Source organism: Thermodesulfovibrionia bacterium (genome assembly GCA_030646035.1).
In the GTDB taxonomy this organism is placed as follows: Bacteria; Nitrospirota; Thermodesulfovibrionia; order UBA6902; family UBA6902; genus JACQZG01.
This window is the reverse complement of record JAUSMY010000001.1, coordinates 21,148-36,223: the sequence shown is the minus strand read 5'-3', so window position 1 is coordinate 36,223 and position 15,076 is coordinate 21,148. Positions and strand designations below refer to the sequence as shown.

Below are 15,076 nucleotides of genomic sequence, written 5' to 3'. Positions count from 1 at the left end.
CCATAATTCCCCCATCTTCCCCCATAGTTCCCCCACAACTTCCCCCTATAAAACATATAAATTAATATTTAAAATTAATAAGTTATAGAATTAGGGGGAAGATGGGAAGTATTCTGATGAAAAAATCGCCTCCCAAATTTCGAGTTGCAAATAAAAAAATATACAATTACGCTGTAACTCATTAATTTAAAAGTGTATATCATATCCTCTGCCTCACCTTCTTTGAGAATCGCCAATAATTCTTCCCTCCAATCTTCTTATAATGTGACTGGCCTTCCTTCCTGGAGATAAGCTCCCATCCTCCTCTCTTAAGGATCTCACGATCGTTGGATATCCTTGAAGTTCCCCTGCTTCAACGGACACAAAGTTCAGTTAGGCTGCCATAGCCTCCAGTTCAAATGATACCGGAGATTTATATCCCAGAGCTGAATGCCTTCTGATTCGATTATAGAACATTTCAATATATTCGAATATGCTCTGTCTGGCTTCTGCCCGTGTTTCATATTTGTGATCATATACATGCTCTATCTTTAACGTATGGAAAAAGCTCTCAGCAACCGCATTGTCGTAACAATTACCCTTCCTGCTCATGCTCTGGATAAAGCCAAAGGTCTCCAGCCCCTTTCGGAAATCAGTACTAGCATACTGCACCCCTCTGTCAGAATGAATAATGCATCCTGAAGGTGGGCGCCGATGCCCAATGGCCTGATACAGGGCTTTAACTACAAAATCCGATGTCAGTCTGTCACTCATAGCCCATCCTACTATCTGCCGGGAATATAGATCAAGGATCACTGCAAGGTACAGCCAGCCCTCTAAGGTCCAAATATACGTAATATCTGAAACCCATACTGTGTTAGGCTTCTCTGCCGCGAAGTTCTGTTTCAGAAGATTCTCGGCAACAGGAAGATCATGCTTCGAATTCGTTGTCGCTTTGAACTTCTTTACCGTCTTGGCAACAATTCCATTGGCCACCTGCGACTTCTCGCATTGAAGTCATAGTACGCGTACTACTCACCATGTATTTTTATCTACCATCCGTAAAGGATTACAAGCTGTTTTATAAAAATAAATATTATCAACCTAAAATAGTGACACGTTGTGGCGTGACATAAAAATCAAAAGTTGCTATATATAGACAAGGCAGAAATTTTATCAAAAAGTAGTAACAAATCGCCTATTTAGAAAACATGCAATTATTAACAATTAAAGAACTGTCTAATCTGCTCAAGGTTAAGGAAAAAACGATCTATCAGTGGGCCGCAATAAGACAGATCCCCTGCATAAAGCTTAATGGATCTCTCCGGTTTGACCATGAAGACATACTGGCCTGGGTTGAGTCCTCAAAAAAAGAAGCTGACACGGGTTATAATGAACTTGTAACCCGGGCCAGGGCCTCAAATCGAATTGGAGGTAATTGATATGGGGCTGTACCTTAGAGGTAAAACATACTGGTTTAGATTTAGGCACGATAGAAGAAGGATTGACAGGTCTCTAAAGACTGGTAATAAGAGGCTTGCCGAACACCTCTTCCTGAAAGCAAAAGATGAGATAGTACAAGGTACGTTCTTTGATAAACCCGAAAAGATCACCATGCAAGAGGTCTGTGACCGCTTTGCAGATGAGGTTGCACCTGGATACTCACCAAGGTCTAAGGAGCGTTACCAGCAGATAGCTAAGCACTTTAAAAACCATTTTGGTAATCTGCTGATCGACGAGGTGACTCCTGCTATCTTAAGCAGGTACAAGGCTAAAAGGCTAAAGACTATCTTGCCCACAACACTCAGAAAAGAACTCTGGTCACTCAGTAAGATATTCAGTGTCGCAATAGATGAGTGGGAGATCTGCACAAAAAACCCTGTTAAAAAAGTTATCAGAACTCTAAGCGGGGATAACAAACGAACCCGTTACTTTAAACCGGGGGAAGAGCAGAGCCTTTATCTGGCACTTCCGCCATGGCTTAAGCCAATTATTACGGTAGCCTTACAGACCGGCCTCAGGCAGGGTAATATCCTCATGATGACAATAGAGGAAGTAGAGGTTGGCATGGACTGTATCGTAATCCCTAAGACAAAAAATGATGAGCCGGTCTCTATTCCAATGACAAGTACTGTAAGGCAGATCATGAAGGAAGCCATAGGGATACGTAAACATGGTAAAGGGTATATCTTCCGTACTGCAGATGGCAAACCCTACACAAGTGGGCAGGTTGGTATTGCATTCAGGAGGGCCTGCGAACGTGCAGGGATCGAGGATTTTCGATTCCATGACCTGAGACATGAGTTTGCCACTTCTCTAGTAAGGGCCGGAGTAGATCTATACCGCATCTCCCGGCTTTGCGGACATAAGGACCAGCGTATGACACAACGATACGCACATCTTGCAACAGATGATCTTCGGGATGCTATCAGGGCCATAGATCCAGGTACCTTGAAAGCAAAAGTGACGACAAAATGACGACAGCAGGCAAAAAGAATAGGGGCTACGTTGCCGTAACCCCTTAATATTGCTGGCGTCCCCAAGGGGATTTGAACCCCTGTCGCCGCCGTGAAAGTCCCATCGCTCTTCCACAGCTCATACCCATTCATTCCGTCATCGGCCGTAAAATACAACACACCATTGACATTGACCGGATATACAAGATTGAAATCACTTGACGAACCGATAGCACCGGGATTGATGTCCTTAACCAACACGGTCCCTCCTGCTGTACCATCACTCTTCCACAGTTCAATTCCGTTAGTTCCGTCATCGGCCGTAAAATACAGCACTCCGTTTATATTGGTAATATATCCGGGAGACGAACCGATAGCTCCGGGATTGATGTCATTAACCAACACCGTCCCTGCTGCTGTCCCGTTGCTCTTCCACAGTTCCGTTCCGTTAGTTCCGTCATTGGCATTAAAATACAGCACACCGTTGACATTGGTAATATATCCGGGAGACGAACCGCTTGTGCCGGGATAAATGTCCTTCACCAACACGGTCCCTGCTGCTGTCCCGTCGCTCTTCCATAATTCAAATCCATTAGATCCATCATTGGCATTAAAATACAGCACTCCGTTGAAATTAATCATATACATCGGATACGAACCATTTGTGCCGGGGTCAATATCCTTTACCTGCACGGTCCCTGCTGTTGTGCCATCGCTCTTCCAAAGCTCATACCCGTGCGTTCCGTCATTAACCTGAAAATACAGAACGCCATTTACATCAGTAACATATGAGATACCCGAACTATCTGCACCGAGCCTGATGTCTTTCACCAGCACGGTTCCTCCTTCAGTCCCGTCGCTCTTCCACAGCTCATCCCCATTCGTTCCGTCATCAGCCGTAAAATACAGTACACCATTGATATTGGTAAGGTTTTCCGGATACGAACCACTTGCGCCTGGATTGATATCCTTCACCAGCACGGTCACTCCTTCAGTGCCATTGCTCTTCCACAGCTCAAACCCATTCATTGAGTCATAAGCCTTAAAAAAGAGCACTCCGTTAACATTGGTCAAATTTGCAGGAGACGAATCAAGAGGGGAACTGTTTATATCCTTTACGACATATGGCTGTGCCTCAGCCCCTGCCATAGCCGGACATATAACGACCGGAAACAAAAAAAGAAAAACAATAATGAAGAAATTGCATCTTTGGTTCCTGAAGCGCAGAAGTTCTATACTCTGAGAATTAATGATAAACTGACCTACCCTTATTAAACTCTGAACCATATGCCTCATGATATTACCCCATCAGTTTATAAGTATTTAAGCCCGTCTTCACAATAGAACTTCTTAAATCCTAACTATTCCCTTATTATCACTATATCTCATTATATTGCAAGAACTTTTTTAAGCCCTCGAATATCTGAACGGCTGATAGTCCACAACAGAATAATGGATTATTCCTGGACTGTATAGTAGACAGACGGGGAAATCAGGAAAGATTAGCAAACCCTTCCTTTACTCATTCATAATAAGCAGGTAAGCGGTTAGATTCAGCTCGGTGGCTCCATTAACTCAGGAAAACAACTTTTATCACTGCAGCTTTCCAATATACTTCATCCGTGAAAACCTTGCCGCAGCGATCTCTTTGTCTTTCACAATTACATATACAACAGGTTTCTCACCGCTATGGCCGCCGGTATAATTGTTTAAAAAATCACCGATATCTTCCGCCAGCTTCACAGCCTGATCTCCTGATGTTGCAGGCGATAATACCGCATGGCACTCCTTAGAATCGATCTGCTTAATAGATACGATCTTGCCCTCAAAACTTCTTATCAATGCATCAGAAACACTTTGCCAGTCGGTTGCAAACGCTTTTCCGTTATAACTTATTAGAAGAAAAGCGGTTATCACAGCTATTGAACATATTTTTCTAAAATTGGAAATCATCAGACCTCCTTAGTTAAAGACTCTCCAAATTATATCAGAATTAAGAAGATAGTTGTCCAAACAAACCATGCTTAATTGTATAATAATATCTGCATAAATCTGTTATTAAATTATCAGGGGAGGAGATCATGTATTACAGAATAATAACGGTCATAACTGCTTTCTCAGCACTCTTGTTTTTTCAGCCTGTATCAGCAATGGATATGAATGAAGGCATGTGGGAGATAACAACCAAGATGGAGATGCCCGGAATGCCTATGGAAATGCCTGCGATGAAACATACTCAGTGCCTTACTATCAAAGACAGTGTACCTCAGGACAAAGACCCGAATGCCAAGGACTGCAAGATAGAGAAGACCGATGTAAAAGGTGATACTATTACCTGGGAAGTGCATTGTATGAGCGACGGGAAGCCTGTAAAAAGCACCGGCAGGATCACGTATAAAGGCGACACATTTGACGGGGAAACAAAAATGGCAATGGACGGCATGAATGTTACGCAGAAGATGAAAGGCCGCCGTATAGGGGACTGTAAATAGATTTTAATTCTGAAATAGAACAGAAGCACATAAATAAAAACCATAAAAGTACAAAGGTGGCCTCCATTGAACAGGAAGATACTGTTATTTATTATTTTACTTTCTTTTATCTCGTCATCAGGCTGTTCTTCAAAAAATACTGAAAATAAAAATACGGATAAGGATAATCGCCCTGCGATAGCTGTAGAGACCATTACGGTTGCAGCTTCAGAACTGACCGAACGGATCGATGTGGTCGGCTCTTTGACGCCAAAATACGAGGCAGTTGTTAAGTCCCAGATACCGGGGCTCATAAGTGATGTTTATGTTACTGAATGGGTGAAAGTAAGAAAGAATGAACCCCTCGCACGGATAGACCTGAGCGAGACCGATGCGCTTGTGAAGAGGGCAGAGGCTTCAGTTGAATCTGCAAAGGCAGGATACCTTCAGGCACAGGTCGCAGCCCAGCGCGCAGAGCGTGAAAAGACACGCGTGCAGAAGCTCAAAGAATTCGGCCTTGCCACGCAGCAGAATTATGAGGATGCCGTATCTGAGGCAGAGGCGGCTAACGCAGGTGTTGAAGCAGCACGTGCCCAGGTCAGCGCGGCAGAAGGAGAAATGCACTCGCTTCAGGCGCGGCTTGCCAAAGGGCTGATACTTTCTCCCATGAACGGGGTCGTCTCACTGCGTGATGTGAATGTGGGCGATCTTACCAGCGACACAGGAGCAGCAAAGCCGCTCTTTAAGATCGTAGATAACAGCATCCTCAAACTTACCGTAACTGTCCCGTCAGTAAATATGGCTGCCATTAAGGCCGGCGACCCTCTGACCTTCACTGTTGACGCGCTTCCAGGCAGAATCTTTTCAGGCAAGATAATGCACATAAACCCTTCAGTGGACGAAGCTGACAGATCAATAAAAGTGACTGCTGAAGTTATCAATTCATCCGGAGAATTAAAAACAGGGCTTTTTGCTAAAGGGACCATCCAGACAGGGGTCATGAGGTCTGTCATACAGGTTCCGCGCTCAGCTCTCACAGGCCTTAATGTTGCCGGAAAAAAGGCAGGCGCATATGTAATTGAAAATGACATTGCGCATTACAGAGAGATAGCGATCGGCGTTATCTCCGGAGATCAGGTGGAGATCATCTCAGGGCTGAATTCAGGGGAGATGCTGGTTGTGCGCGGCGGTTTTAATCTGAAGGACAATGACAAAGTGACCATCTCAGGCGGACAGGAAAAGTAAGAGATGCTCATTTCCGACCTTTCCATAAAGAGGCCTATCTTTGCAGCGGTCATAATGCTGACCCTTGTCGTATTGGGTATATTCTCGTACCGCCAGCTTTCTGTGGAGATGTATCCGAATGTCGAGATACCTGTTGTTTCCATAATCACAAAGTTCCCGGGCGCTTCTCCTGAAAGTGTTGAAAGGGAACTGACCAAAAAGATCGAGGAGGCCGTGAACCCTATCGCAGGGGTAAAGCGCGTCATCTCATATTCACGCGAGGGCGTATCAACCGTTGTTGTTGAGTTCCGGCTTGAAGAGAAGATAAATGAGGTCGCTCAGGAGGCACGGGCGAAGATAAACGCTGTCAGAGGCGAACTGCCGCAGGGCATCGAAGACCCTATCATACAGAAGCTCGATTTCAACGCATTGCCTGTCATATCGCTTGCAGTGCGATCCTCTTCCCTCTCAAACCGCGACCTCACCCTTCTTGTAGAAAAGAAGATAAAGCGCCGGCTTGAGACGGTTTCCGGAGTGGGAAAGGTATATCTGGTCGGTTCAGCAAAGAGAGAGGTCAATGTAGTCATAGACCCGGGCCGTATCGAGTCCCTCGGCATAGGGGTAGATACTGTGATAAACGGATTGAGGTCTGAGAATGTGAACACACCTCTTGGAAGGCTGCACCGGGGCAACACAGAGTACCCGCTCAGGATAGCGGGAAAACCTGACAGCGTGGATCAGTTCCGCTCTATGGTCATAGCTGAGCGCGATGGCAGGCCTATAAGGCTTGGAGAGGTAGCAGAGGTTGTGGACGGCATTGAAGAGGAGCGCTCTCTTGCGCTTGTGAACGGTATCCCGGCAGTTGCGCTTGATATCCAGAAACAGTCAGGCGCGAATATGGTGGAGGTTGTTGATGCGATAATAAAGCGCGTTGCCCAGCTCCAGCCGGAACTTCCTTCGGGCGTAACACTGGATGTAGTCAGAGACGCTTCGACAATGACGCGCGATTCTCTCAAGGACGTGCAGGAGACGATGGTGATCGGCGGCCTTCTCACTATACTGATAGTCTTCTGCTTCATCAACTCATGGCGCTCCACAGTCATCACAGGCCTCACACTGCCGATATCAGTCATATCATCATTCATCATAATGAACGCCCTCGGCATGACTCTGAATATAATGACGCTCATGGCGCTCTCGCTTGCGATAGGCCTGCTTATAGATGACGCAATAGTTGTGCGGGAGAATATCGTGCGCCATCTTGAACGCGGCGAAGACCACTTTACAGCAGCGCGCAACGGTACGAACGAGATCGGGCTCGCTGTCTTTGCCACAACCTTGTCCATCCTTGCGGTATTCGTGCCGGTGGCCTTCATGAAGGGCATCGTAGGCCGCTTCTTCTTCTCGTTCGGCATCACTGTTGCATTTGCTGTCTCTGTATCTCTGCTTGTATCCTTCACGCTTGACCCGATGCTCTCTTCGCGCTGGTATGACCCGTCGATACACAGGGAAGGAAGGCGCGGTTTCATCTCACGAATTCTTGACCGCTTCAATGATTTTTTTGAAAGTATGGCTGACCGCTACCGCCATCTCATCGCCTGGGCGCTTGATCATAGAAAGACGGTTTTGATCTCTGCATTTGCCGCATTTGTCAGCGGGATCATGATATTCGGCATGCTCGAATCATCATTCATGACAAATTTTGACAAGGGTGAATTCCAGATAAGTTTCAAGACAGCGCCTGACGCATCGCTTGAAGAAAGCCGGGGACGGCTCAACGCAATGCTTACATCTCTCAAAGATATCCCGGAGGTTGATCACACATACTCAACTATAGGCGCAGGCGACAGCGGAACTGTACAGAGCGGAGTTGTCTACATAAAGCTCAAGGAACGCTCAGAGCGGAAGAGGAAGCAGAATGCTATCCAGCAGGATGTGCGCGACAGGCTTCAGCGCATTCCGGGTATCAAGATATCAATTGAAGAGGCAGGCGGAGTCGGAAGCAGCATCAAGCCTCTCGTTGTGAATGTGAGGGGCGAAGATATCGCATTATTAAAAAAGTATTCAGCCAAACTGAAGGATAAGATGTACGGCATCCCAGGCATCGTTGACATTGAAGCCACGCTTGAGAGCGACATCCCTGAATACCGGCTCACGGTGGACAGGGAAAAGGCTGTCAACGCAGGCATCATGACCGACCGCATCGTCCGCACCGTAAGCGCGCTTGTAGGCGGTGAGGCTGTGACAACCTATGAAGACGAAGACGGCGATTCAGTGGATGTGATGGTGCGGCTGCCTGAACATCTGCGCCAGGACCCTACTCAGGTGCAGAACCTGAGGTTTGCCGTGCAGAGGGGAAACAGGCCTTTTGCTCTCATGCCGCTGTCGAACATCGCATCATATGATGTGAGCAACTCGCCATCTGAGATCAACCGTCAGGCGCTGACCCGCGAGGTGGTCATAACCGCAAATCTCGACGGCGTGCCTATAGGAACCGCAATGAACAAAGTTCAGAAGGCTTCAGAGGGCATCACTATGGAACCGGGCTATAAGATAATCTTTTCAGGAGAGGCTGAGGACATGGCTGAATCCTTCGGATATATGGGAGAGTCTCTCATACTTGCAGTGCTCCTTGTCTATCTCATACTGGCAGCGCAGTTTGAATCATTTCTGGAACCGTTTGCCATCATGCTATCCCTCCCCCTTTCCATCGTCGGCATGGCAGGGATGCTCTTCATGACAGGCGACACAGTAAATATCATGTCGCTTATAGGTTTGATAATGCTTATGGGCTTGGTCACTAAGAACGCCATACTGCTTGTGGACTATGCAAAGGTGCTGCGCGCACGCGGCATCGAGAGAAGCGAAGCTGTGATTACCGCAGGAAGGACGAGGCTCCGCCCGATCCTGATGACAACGCTCGCCATGGTCTTCGGCATGATGCCGCTTGCCTTTGCGCTCGGCTCAGGTTCAGAGATGCGCGCGCCTATGGCTCGTGCCGTAATAGGCGGGCTGCTCACTTCAACTGTTCTGACCCTTCTCGTCGTGCCGGTTGTGTACACAGTGCTGGATGATTTCGGTGTCTGGATAGGTAAACGCTTCAGCTCTAAAAAGGCGGTGACAATATGAAGAAATATTATTGTTCACTCATATTAATCATCACACTTATGCTGCCACTTTCCGCCATAGCTGACGAGACAAAGGTCTTGACCTTGCAGCAGGCGCTTGATATCGCCTCTGAAAAGAACCTTGATATTCAAAAGGCGCGGGAGTACTCACGCTGGGTTCAGGGAAAATATGTCGAAGAGAGAGCTGCCGCATTGCCGCACTTCAGCGTTACAGGCTCAGCGCTTCTCAGTCAGGATGATACCGGATTCTATCCTGACAGGATGAGGAGCTATTCAGGTGAGGTCGGAGTTACACAGACGCTCTTCACATGGGGCAAGCTCGGAGCTGCGATAAGAGCTGCTAAAGAAGGGCTCAAGACCGCTGATGAGCAGTTGAGGCTTTACCGCCAGGCTGCTCTCAGGGATGTCTCCATCGCCTTCTATGATGTACTTTTTGCAAAAGAGCTGCATGCCATTTCGCTTCAAAACCTTGAGCAGAAAGAGCGGCATCTTGAAGAAGCGCAGCGCAAATACAGCGCAGGAGTTGCAACTGATTATGAGGTATTGGCAGCTGAGGTCGCTGTACAAAATGCTCGGCCTGATTCCATACGCACGGAGAACAGGATACGCGAAGCGCTCGACAGGCTCCGTTTTCTTCTCGCATCCGAAGATAAGAGCATAGATGTCACTGGCAGTTTGGAACCCGTTGATGTTCCAACAGTGCTGGACTATGAAGCGGTGTACAGCAAAGCGCTTGAGAACCGGCCTGAAGTGAAAGACCTCCGCTTCCGTATAAACATCGCTGGTGAGCTCGTCACCATGGCAAACTCAGAAGACAAACCGCAGCTTGAATTCAGGGGCGGCTACGGATGGAAAGATTTGAACAGTAGAAATATGGACATGAACGGAAATGCATGGAGCGCCGGAATGTTCCTCTCCTTCCCCTTCTTTGACGGAATGCACACGAGTGGAAAAGTGACGCAGGCTGAGAGCGACCTTCGCAGCATTAAGATAGACGAAGAGAAGCTTGCCAATTCCATCGCCCTTCAGACGCGACAGGCGCTGAACAATGTACAGGAATCAAAAGAGATAGTCGATGCCCTTTCCGGCACAGTTAAGCAGGCTGAGAAATTATTGTTCATGTCTGAAAAGGGTTACGAATTGGGAGTGAAGATCAGGCTTGAAGTTGAAGATGCAGAACTCAATCTCCGGCAGGCAAAGGTTAATCTTTCACAGGCATGGAGAGACTATCTTGCGTCTCAGGTGAACCTTCTCTGGGTAATGGGCGTGCTTGGGGAGAACTAAAGCCTATTCCTTCGGTACCGAGCTGATGACGATAAGTGCGATGCCGTCTATCAGCAGCAGGAGATTCAAGACAGCGCTGATCCCGTGAAGTTTTCTAAACTCCTTCCTTTCTAATGACTCTGAAGATGTCTGTTCAAAAGATGCTATCGTTGCCTTTACCTTCTTGACGTCAGGGTAAATCTTAAAGGTGATAAAAGCGTTTATCACGATGGCAGCGATGATCAGTCCAAGGGATATCTTTTTAGAGATGCCTGACTGAAGGTTTGTAAAAAAGAAAAAGCACAAGAGCGCAGCTATAGAGATGATCAGGTTATACGGGAAGTAAAAAGGAAAGAGCTTGTCAACGATCGCGCTCGCCGTATCGCGCTCAAAGCCCTTGAATATGACCGGAGTGATGAGGAAAGAAAAGATCGCGATCCCTCCCACCCACAAAGCAAGCAGTATGTTGTATATGCTTATTCCTAACTTGGACATGGAGTTTATTGTAAAAAGAGAGCAGGGCGTTTTTTCGTGGTAGTCTGGTCACTGAAAGGAAAGGGGACAAGAACTACATCGCCCTTCTCATAAGCTGTCATAAACAGCATCCTCCTTATTGTCCCAGATCTTCTGGAACGATGGCGCAGATAAGGATTGTGAGGCTTGGACAAGAATTGATCTCTCCCCCTTGCTCTCTAAGAACATCATAAAATCGTAAACCTCTGCGGCAAGATTCTCCGGCAGATTATCAACCTCTTTTTTTATCATATCCTTAACAGACATTTAACGCCCTCCTTTTAATGCTTTATTTTACCCCTTCCCCTTCACAATCGCAATCCCGTCTACCCACAAAGCAAACTGTATAATGTTTACGAGAGATATGAGAAAAGGAAAATGAAAGACCTCCCCCTAATCCCTCCCCTGTTGAAGTTATTTAGTGCCAGTTATATATTTGTATGATGCTTCAAATAGTGGCATCAACTTACGAAGATCATAATCTTTTCCCTCTACTTTATATAAAACTTGATTCCATGGATCTTCGTACCGATAAGGTTTTAGTCCAGGGATTTTAATTTTATCTGCGATATTTTTCGACAACTTAAAGAAGATGCAAAAGGTCTTTGTTCCAATCCAAGTAATGCCAAAGACATTAGGGAACCCGTACTTAAAACCAGCATATCCTTTATTAAGTTTCTTATCTAACTTCCACCCTTTGCTCTTTACTATCTTGTCTACTTTATCTATGGTATGGAAAAATGTTGCCACACTGTCATTGTTGTAATTTTCTAAATAGAATTCTTTGTCATAAATTTCACGCCCCCTTGTAACCCTTAAACTCTTTGGCGTTTCAGGTTCCAACTTATCTACAAGAATGAATTCATCGCCCCCAATAGCAAATTTATTTATTTCTAACAGCTCCACCTCGTAATTAATTTTATTTACTGATTTTAAAACATTCAATTTGATAGATGGCGCTATAATAATTATTTTTATGCTAAGACCGTCCCAGTTTATATTTATATCCTCTGGCTTATCCTTACATTCTAACCATAGAGCTTTTATTGAATCCGGATTTGTTTCCGCCCATATTGCATATCTTAAAACCTGAGGGATTATATTCTCATCAACCCCACCGTTTTTCATTTCGATAATTACAACATTGCCCTCTTTGTCGACTCCTATCATGTCGGGGATATCGCGGCCGCCAGAAGCTCTTATTTGTCTCTTTAAAATAAAAACATCTCCTAATATCTCTTTGGTTCCATAAATATAATTTTCGAATTCTTCTTCGTGCTGAAACGGAGTTGCTACAACATTAAGTGTCTCTTTGTTCTTGTTTTTCCAAAATAGGTTAGGTATTATTTCCTCCTAATAATTTATTTGTCCGATATAAAGCCACGCATAATATTAATCTAACCTTGCAGAAACAGCAAGAAGAAAATAGCTTCTCTGAATATACTCACTCTATTAAAATTCCATGCTATAATCCCTCAAGACCGCTAAGTACATCGCCATAAAAGAGATAAACATGAGCGCAGAGACTGTCAAAAAAATACAGCAGGAATTACGCAGATACGGCGATAAGATCATCGCTGAGCATTCGCAGAGGTACTTTAAGACCGGCAAGGGTGAATACGCTGAAGGCGATAAATTCCTTGGGTTGCGAGTGCCGGTGCTTCGGAAGATGGTAAAGAAGCATCGCGGGATAGCTATCGATGATTGCGTGAAACTCCTGTCATCAGAATTTCATGAAGAGCGGTTATTCGCCCTCCTCTCTCTTGTAGAGTTATACAAAAGATCAGATGAGGCAGTCAGAGAAAGAATATTCAAACTTTATTTGAAAAATACCAGGCATATTAACAACTGGGATCTGATAGACCTTTCTTCACCGAATATCATTGGCAGTTATCTGCATGACCGTGACAGAAAGATACTCTATGATCTTGCTAAATCTAAAAGCCTGTGGAAGCGGAGGATCGCTGTCATGGCGACATTTTATTTCATCAGGGAAAATGATTTTGATGACTCGCTGAAGATAGCAGAACTCCTTCTTCAGGATAAAGAAGACCTGATCCACAAGGCAGCCGGATGGATGCTGCGCGAGATATGGAAGAGAGATCAAAAGGCCACTGAGAAATTTCTAAAAGCCCACATGCGTATCATGCCGCGCACCATGTTAAGATACGCAATAGAGAAGATGCCTGAAGATAGAAGAATAAAATATTTAAAAATGAGTTGAGTTCATCAGGCTCCGGGCATCTGAGCGCATTCGCGGAAGATACGCGCTTTGCAGACTCGGCAGCGTTCAGGGTCGAGCCTCGGGACGATCTTTTTTATCGCCTCAACCTTTGATGGAAATATATTCTCCTCTCCTATGGCGCTCATGCATCCGCCCCGCCTGATGATATCCATAGCCTCGCCCTTGATCGAGCACATATAAAGTATCCTGCCATTTACATGAAGGCGGTGAGCCTCCTGCCCCAGCATCTGACACCCGGCAAGGTCTATGAAATTTATGCCGCTGCCGACGATAAGGATATGCGCCTGCTCAGAGTGCTGCTTTGTAATTGCATCCAGCTCTTCGGCAAAATGATTCGCTGCCCCGAAAAAGAGCGAGCCGTCTACCCTGATCATCCTGAGCTGCGGGCATTCCGGAAGATGCTTCTTCTCGATATTGACGAAGCTCCGCCTTGCGGTGTCAGGGTCAGGGGCGATCGCTATGAATGTCGGATGAGATGTGCGGTTAAGATAAAGCAGAAGCGAGAGTATCACGCCTGCGTAAATGGCAAACTCCAGGTGCAGGAAGAGGGTTGCGAGAAATGTAACCGCAAGTACGGCAGTTTCAGCATTGCTCGTCCTGACGATAGACTTGATATGTTTGAAGTCAATAAGGCTGAAGGCGACCAGCAGAAGTATGCCTGCCATTGCTGCTATCGGAAGGTAAGCCGTTAGAGGCGCGACAAGGAGTATTATCACTGTCAATGATAACGCGGCAAAGACCGCAGCCATCGGCGTCTGCGCGCCTGCATTGAAGTTCACACCTGTGCGGGTAAAAGAACCGGATGAGGCATAACTGGAGAAGAAACTTCCTATGATATTTGAGAGCCCCTGCCCTATGAACTCCTGATTGCTGTCAATGCGCTGATGGGAACGCGTTGCTACCGACCGCGCTATAGAGACAGCCTCTGTCAGCCCTAACATCGCTACCGCAAGCGCGCCTGAAGAGAGTGTACGCACTGAAGAGATGGAAAGGTCAGGATAGGAAAAAGGCGGAAGATGTGCAGGCAGTGATCCCACAAGAAGCACACCATGGTCTTTGCCGCTGATCATTATAGATACAAGGCTGCCGAAGATCATAGCGATGAGCATTCCGGGCCAGCGCGGCAGAAATATCTTAAAGAGCACCGCTGATAAAAGCGTAACAGAGGCGATGACAAGCACATGCATATTTGTATCGGGCAGAAGCCTGAGTATATCCATCCATGAGTGAATGAAAGATTCCCCTCTTGGGACAGGTATGCCGAAGAAGTTCTTCAGCTGGCTGGTGCCGATGAGAATCGCAGCGCCCGCAGTGAATCCGATGACAACGGAGTGAGATACAAAGTTTATTAATGCGCCGAGGCGCGACACCCCGAGCGCAAACTGAAATATCCCGGCTATAAAAGTGAGCGTGAGGACCATCTGAATATATTCCGGTGTTGAAGGAGATGCATGCTGGCTGATCGTAGTAAATATTACTATGGATATCGCTGTCGTCGGCCCTGATATAAGATGGTATGATGAACCGAACAGGGCTGCAATAATAGCAGGAACGATAGCGGAATAGAGTCCGTATTCAGGAGGAAGGCCTGCAATGATCGCAAAAGCCACACCCTGCGGAAGCACGATGACCGCGCCTGTTATTCCTGCTATAAGGTCGCTGCGAAGGGTCCTGTGGCTGACCATGGGCAGCCACTTAAGGAAAGGGAAAATCTTCCTCAGGGCCGTACTATTCTGCATTTCATGATCTGATAACATTCTGATATCAGTATATCACTGTTATTCAGCCGGGTGAAGC

12 protein-coding genes and 1 pseudogene are annotated in these 15,076 nt (G+C 46.3%); 6 read left to right on the top strand and 7 right to left on the bottom strand.

All coding sequences use genetic code 11. The features are described 5' to 3' along the window. Nucleotides 1-372 precede the first annotated feature (372 nt). Nucleotides 373-996 (bottom strand): annotated as a pseudogene (locus Q7U10_00170) (IS3 family transposase). 194 nt (nt 997-1,190) lie between these two features. Between Q7U10_00170 and Q7U10_00165 the strand changes: the two are divergent. Beyond that, nucleotides 1,191-1,421, top strand: a complete 231-nt coding sequence (locus Q7U10_00165; GenBank protein MDO8281035.1) for a helix-turn-helix domain-containing protein — start codon at nt 1,191-1,193, stop codon at nt 1,419-1,421. Nucleotides 1,422-2,192: 771 nt separating this feature from the next. On the opposite strand, the gene Q7U10_00160 is transcribed toward Q7U10_00165, so the two are convergent. Together Q7U10_00160 and Q7U10_00155 are read right to left on the bottom strand one after the other, a co-directional pair. After that, nucleotides 2,193-3,722, bottom strand: a complete 1,530-nt coding sequence (locus Q7U10_00160; protein MDO8281034.1) for a hypothetical protein — start codon at nt 3,720-3,722, stop codon at nt 2,193-2,195. Between the two features lie 306 nt (nt 3,723-4,028). Next, the gene (locus Q7U10_00155) at nt 4,029-4,388 is read right to left on the bottom strand and encodes a hypothetical protein (GenBank protein ID MDO8281033.1); all 360 of its coding nucleotides are present in this window, start codon (nt 4,386-4,388) and stop codon (nt 4,029-4,031) included. A 128-nt stretch (nt 4,389-4,516) separates the two neighbouring features. On the opposite strand from Q7U10_00155, the gene Q7U10_00150 reads away from it, so the two are divergent. The 4 genes from Q7U10_00150 to Q7U10_00135 all read left to right on the top strand — a co-directional run bounded on the left by Q7U10_00150 (nt 4,517) and on the right by Q7U10_00135 (nt 10,542). Beyond that, the gene (locus tag Q7U10_00150; protein MDO8281032.1) at nt 4,517-4,927 is read left to right on the top strand and encodes a DUF3617 family protein; all 411 of its coding nucleotides are present in this window, start codon (nt 4,517-4,519) and stop codon (nt 4,925-4,927) included. A gap of 66 nt (nt 4,928-4,993) precedes the next feature. Continuing rightward, nucleotides 4,994-6,151, top strand: a complete 1,158-nt coding sequence (locus tag Q7U10_00145) for an efflux RND transporter periplasmic adaptor subunit (protein ID MDO8281031.1) — start codon at nt 4,994-4,996, stop codon at nt 6,149-6,151. 3 nt (nt 6,152-6,154) lie between these two features. After that, nucleotides 6,155-9,259 (top strand): efflux RND transporter permease subunit, encoded by a 3,105-nt coding sequence (locus Q7U10_00140; protein ID MDO8281030.1) that lies wholly within the window; start codon nt 6,155-6,157, stop codon nt 9,257-9,259. Further along, nucleotides 9,256-10,542, top strand: coding sequence for a TolC family protein (locus Q7U10_00135; protein MDO8281029.1), 1,287 nt, complete (start codon nt 9,256-9,258; stop codon nt 10,540-10,542). Before Q7U10_00140 ends, Q7U10_00135 begins: the two co-directional genes overlap by 4 nt. Before the next feature lie 3 nt (nt 10,543-10,545). On the opposite strand, the gene Q7U10_00130 is transcribed toward Q7U10_00135, so the two are convergent. The 3 genes from Q7U10_00130 to Q7U10_00120 form a co-directional block, all read right to left on the bottom strand. Continuing rightward, nucleotides 10,546-11,016, bottom strand: a complete 471-nt coding sequence (locus Q7U10_00130; protein MDO8281028.1) for a DUF4149 domain-containing protein — start codon at nt 11,014-11,016, stop codon at nt 10,546-10,548. A gap of 87 nt (nt 11,017-11,103) precedes the next feature. After that, complete coding sequence (locus tag Q7U10_00125) at nt 11,104-11,301, bottom strand: toxin-antitoxin system, antitoxin component, Xre family protein (GenBank protein ID MDO8281027.1); 198 nt, start codon at nt 11,299-11,301, stop codon at nt 11,104-11,106. A 147-nt stretch (nt 11,302-11,448) separates the two neighbouring features. Next, on the bottom strand, nt 11,449-12,204 hold the full coding sequence (locus Q7U10_00120; protein ID MDO8281026.1) for a hypothetical protein: 756 nt from the start codon (nt 12,202-12,204) through the stop codon (nt 11,449-11,451). 343 nt (nt 12,205-12,547) lie between these two features. On the opposite strand from Q7U10_00120, the gene Q7U10_00115 reads away from it, so the two are divergent. Further along, a complete protein-coding gene (locus tag Q7U10_00115; GenBank protein ID MDO8281025.1) occupies nt 12,548-13,258 on the top strand; it encodes a DNA alkylation repair protein in 711 nt (236 codons plus the stop codon). Between the two features lie 5 nt (nt 13,259-13,263). On the opposite strand, the gene Q7U10_00110 is transcribed toward Q7U10_00115, so the two are convergent. Next, nucleotides 13,264-15,036, bottom strand: a complete 1,773-nt coding sequence (locus Q7U10_00110; GenBank protein ID MDO8281024.1) for a SulP family inorganic anion transporter — start codon at nt 15,034-15,036, stop codon at nt 13,264-13,266. Nucleotides 15,037-15,076 lie beyond the last annotated feature (40 nt).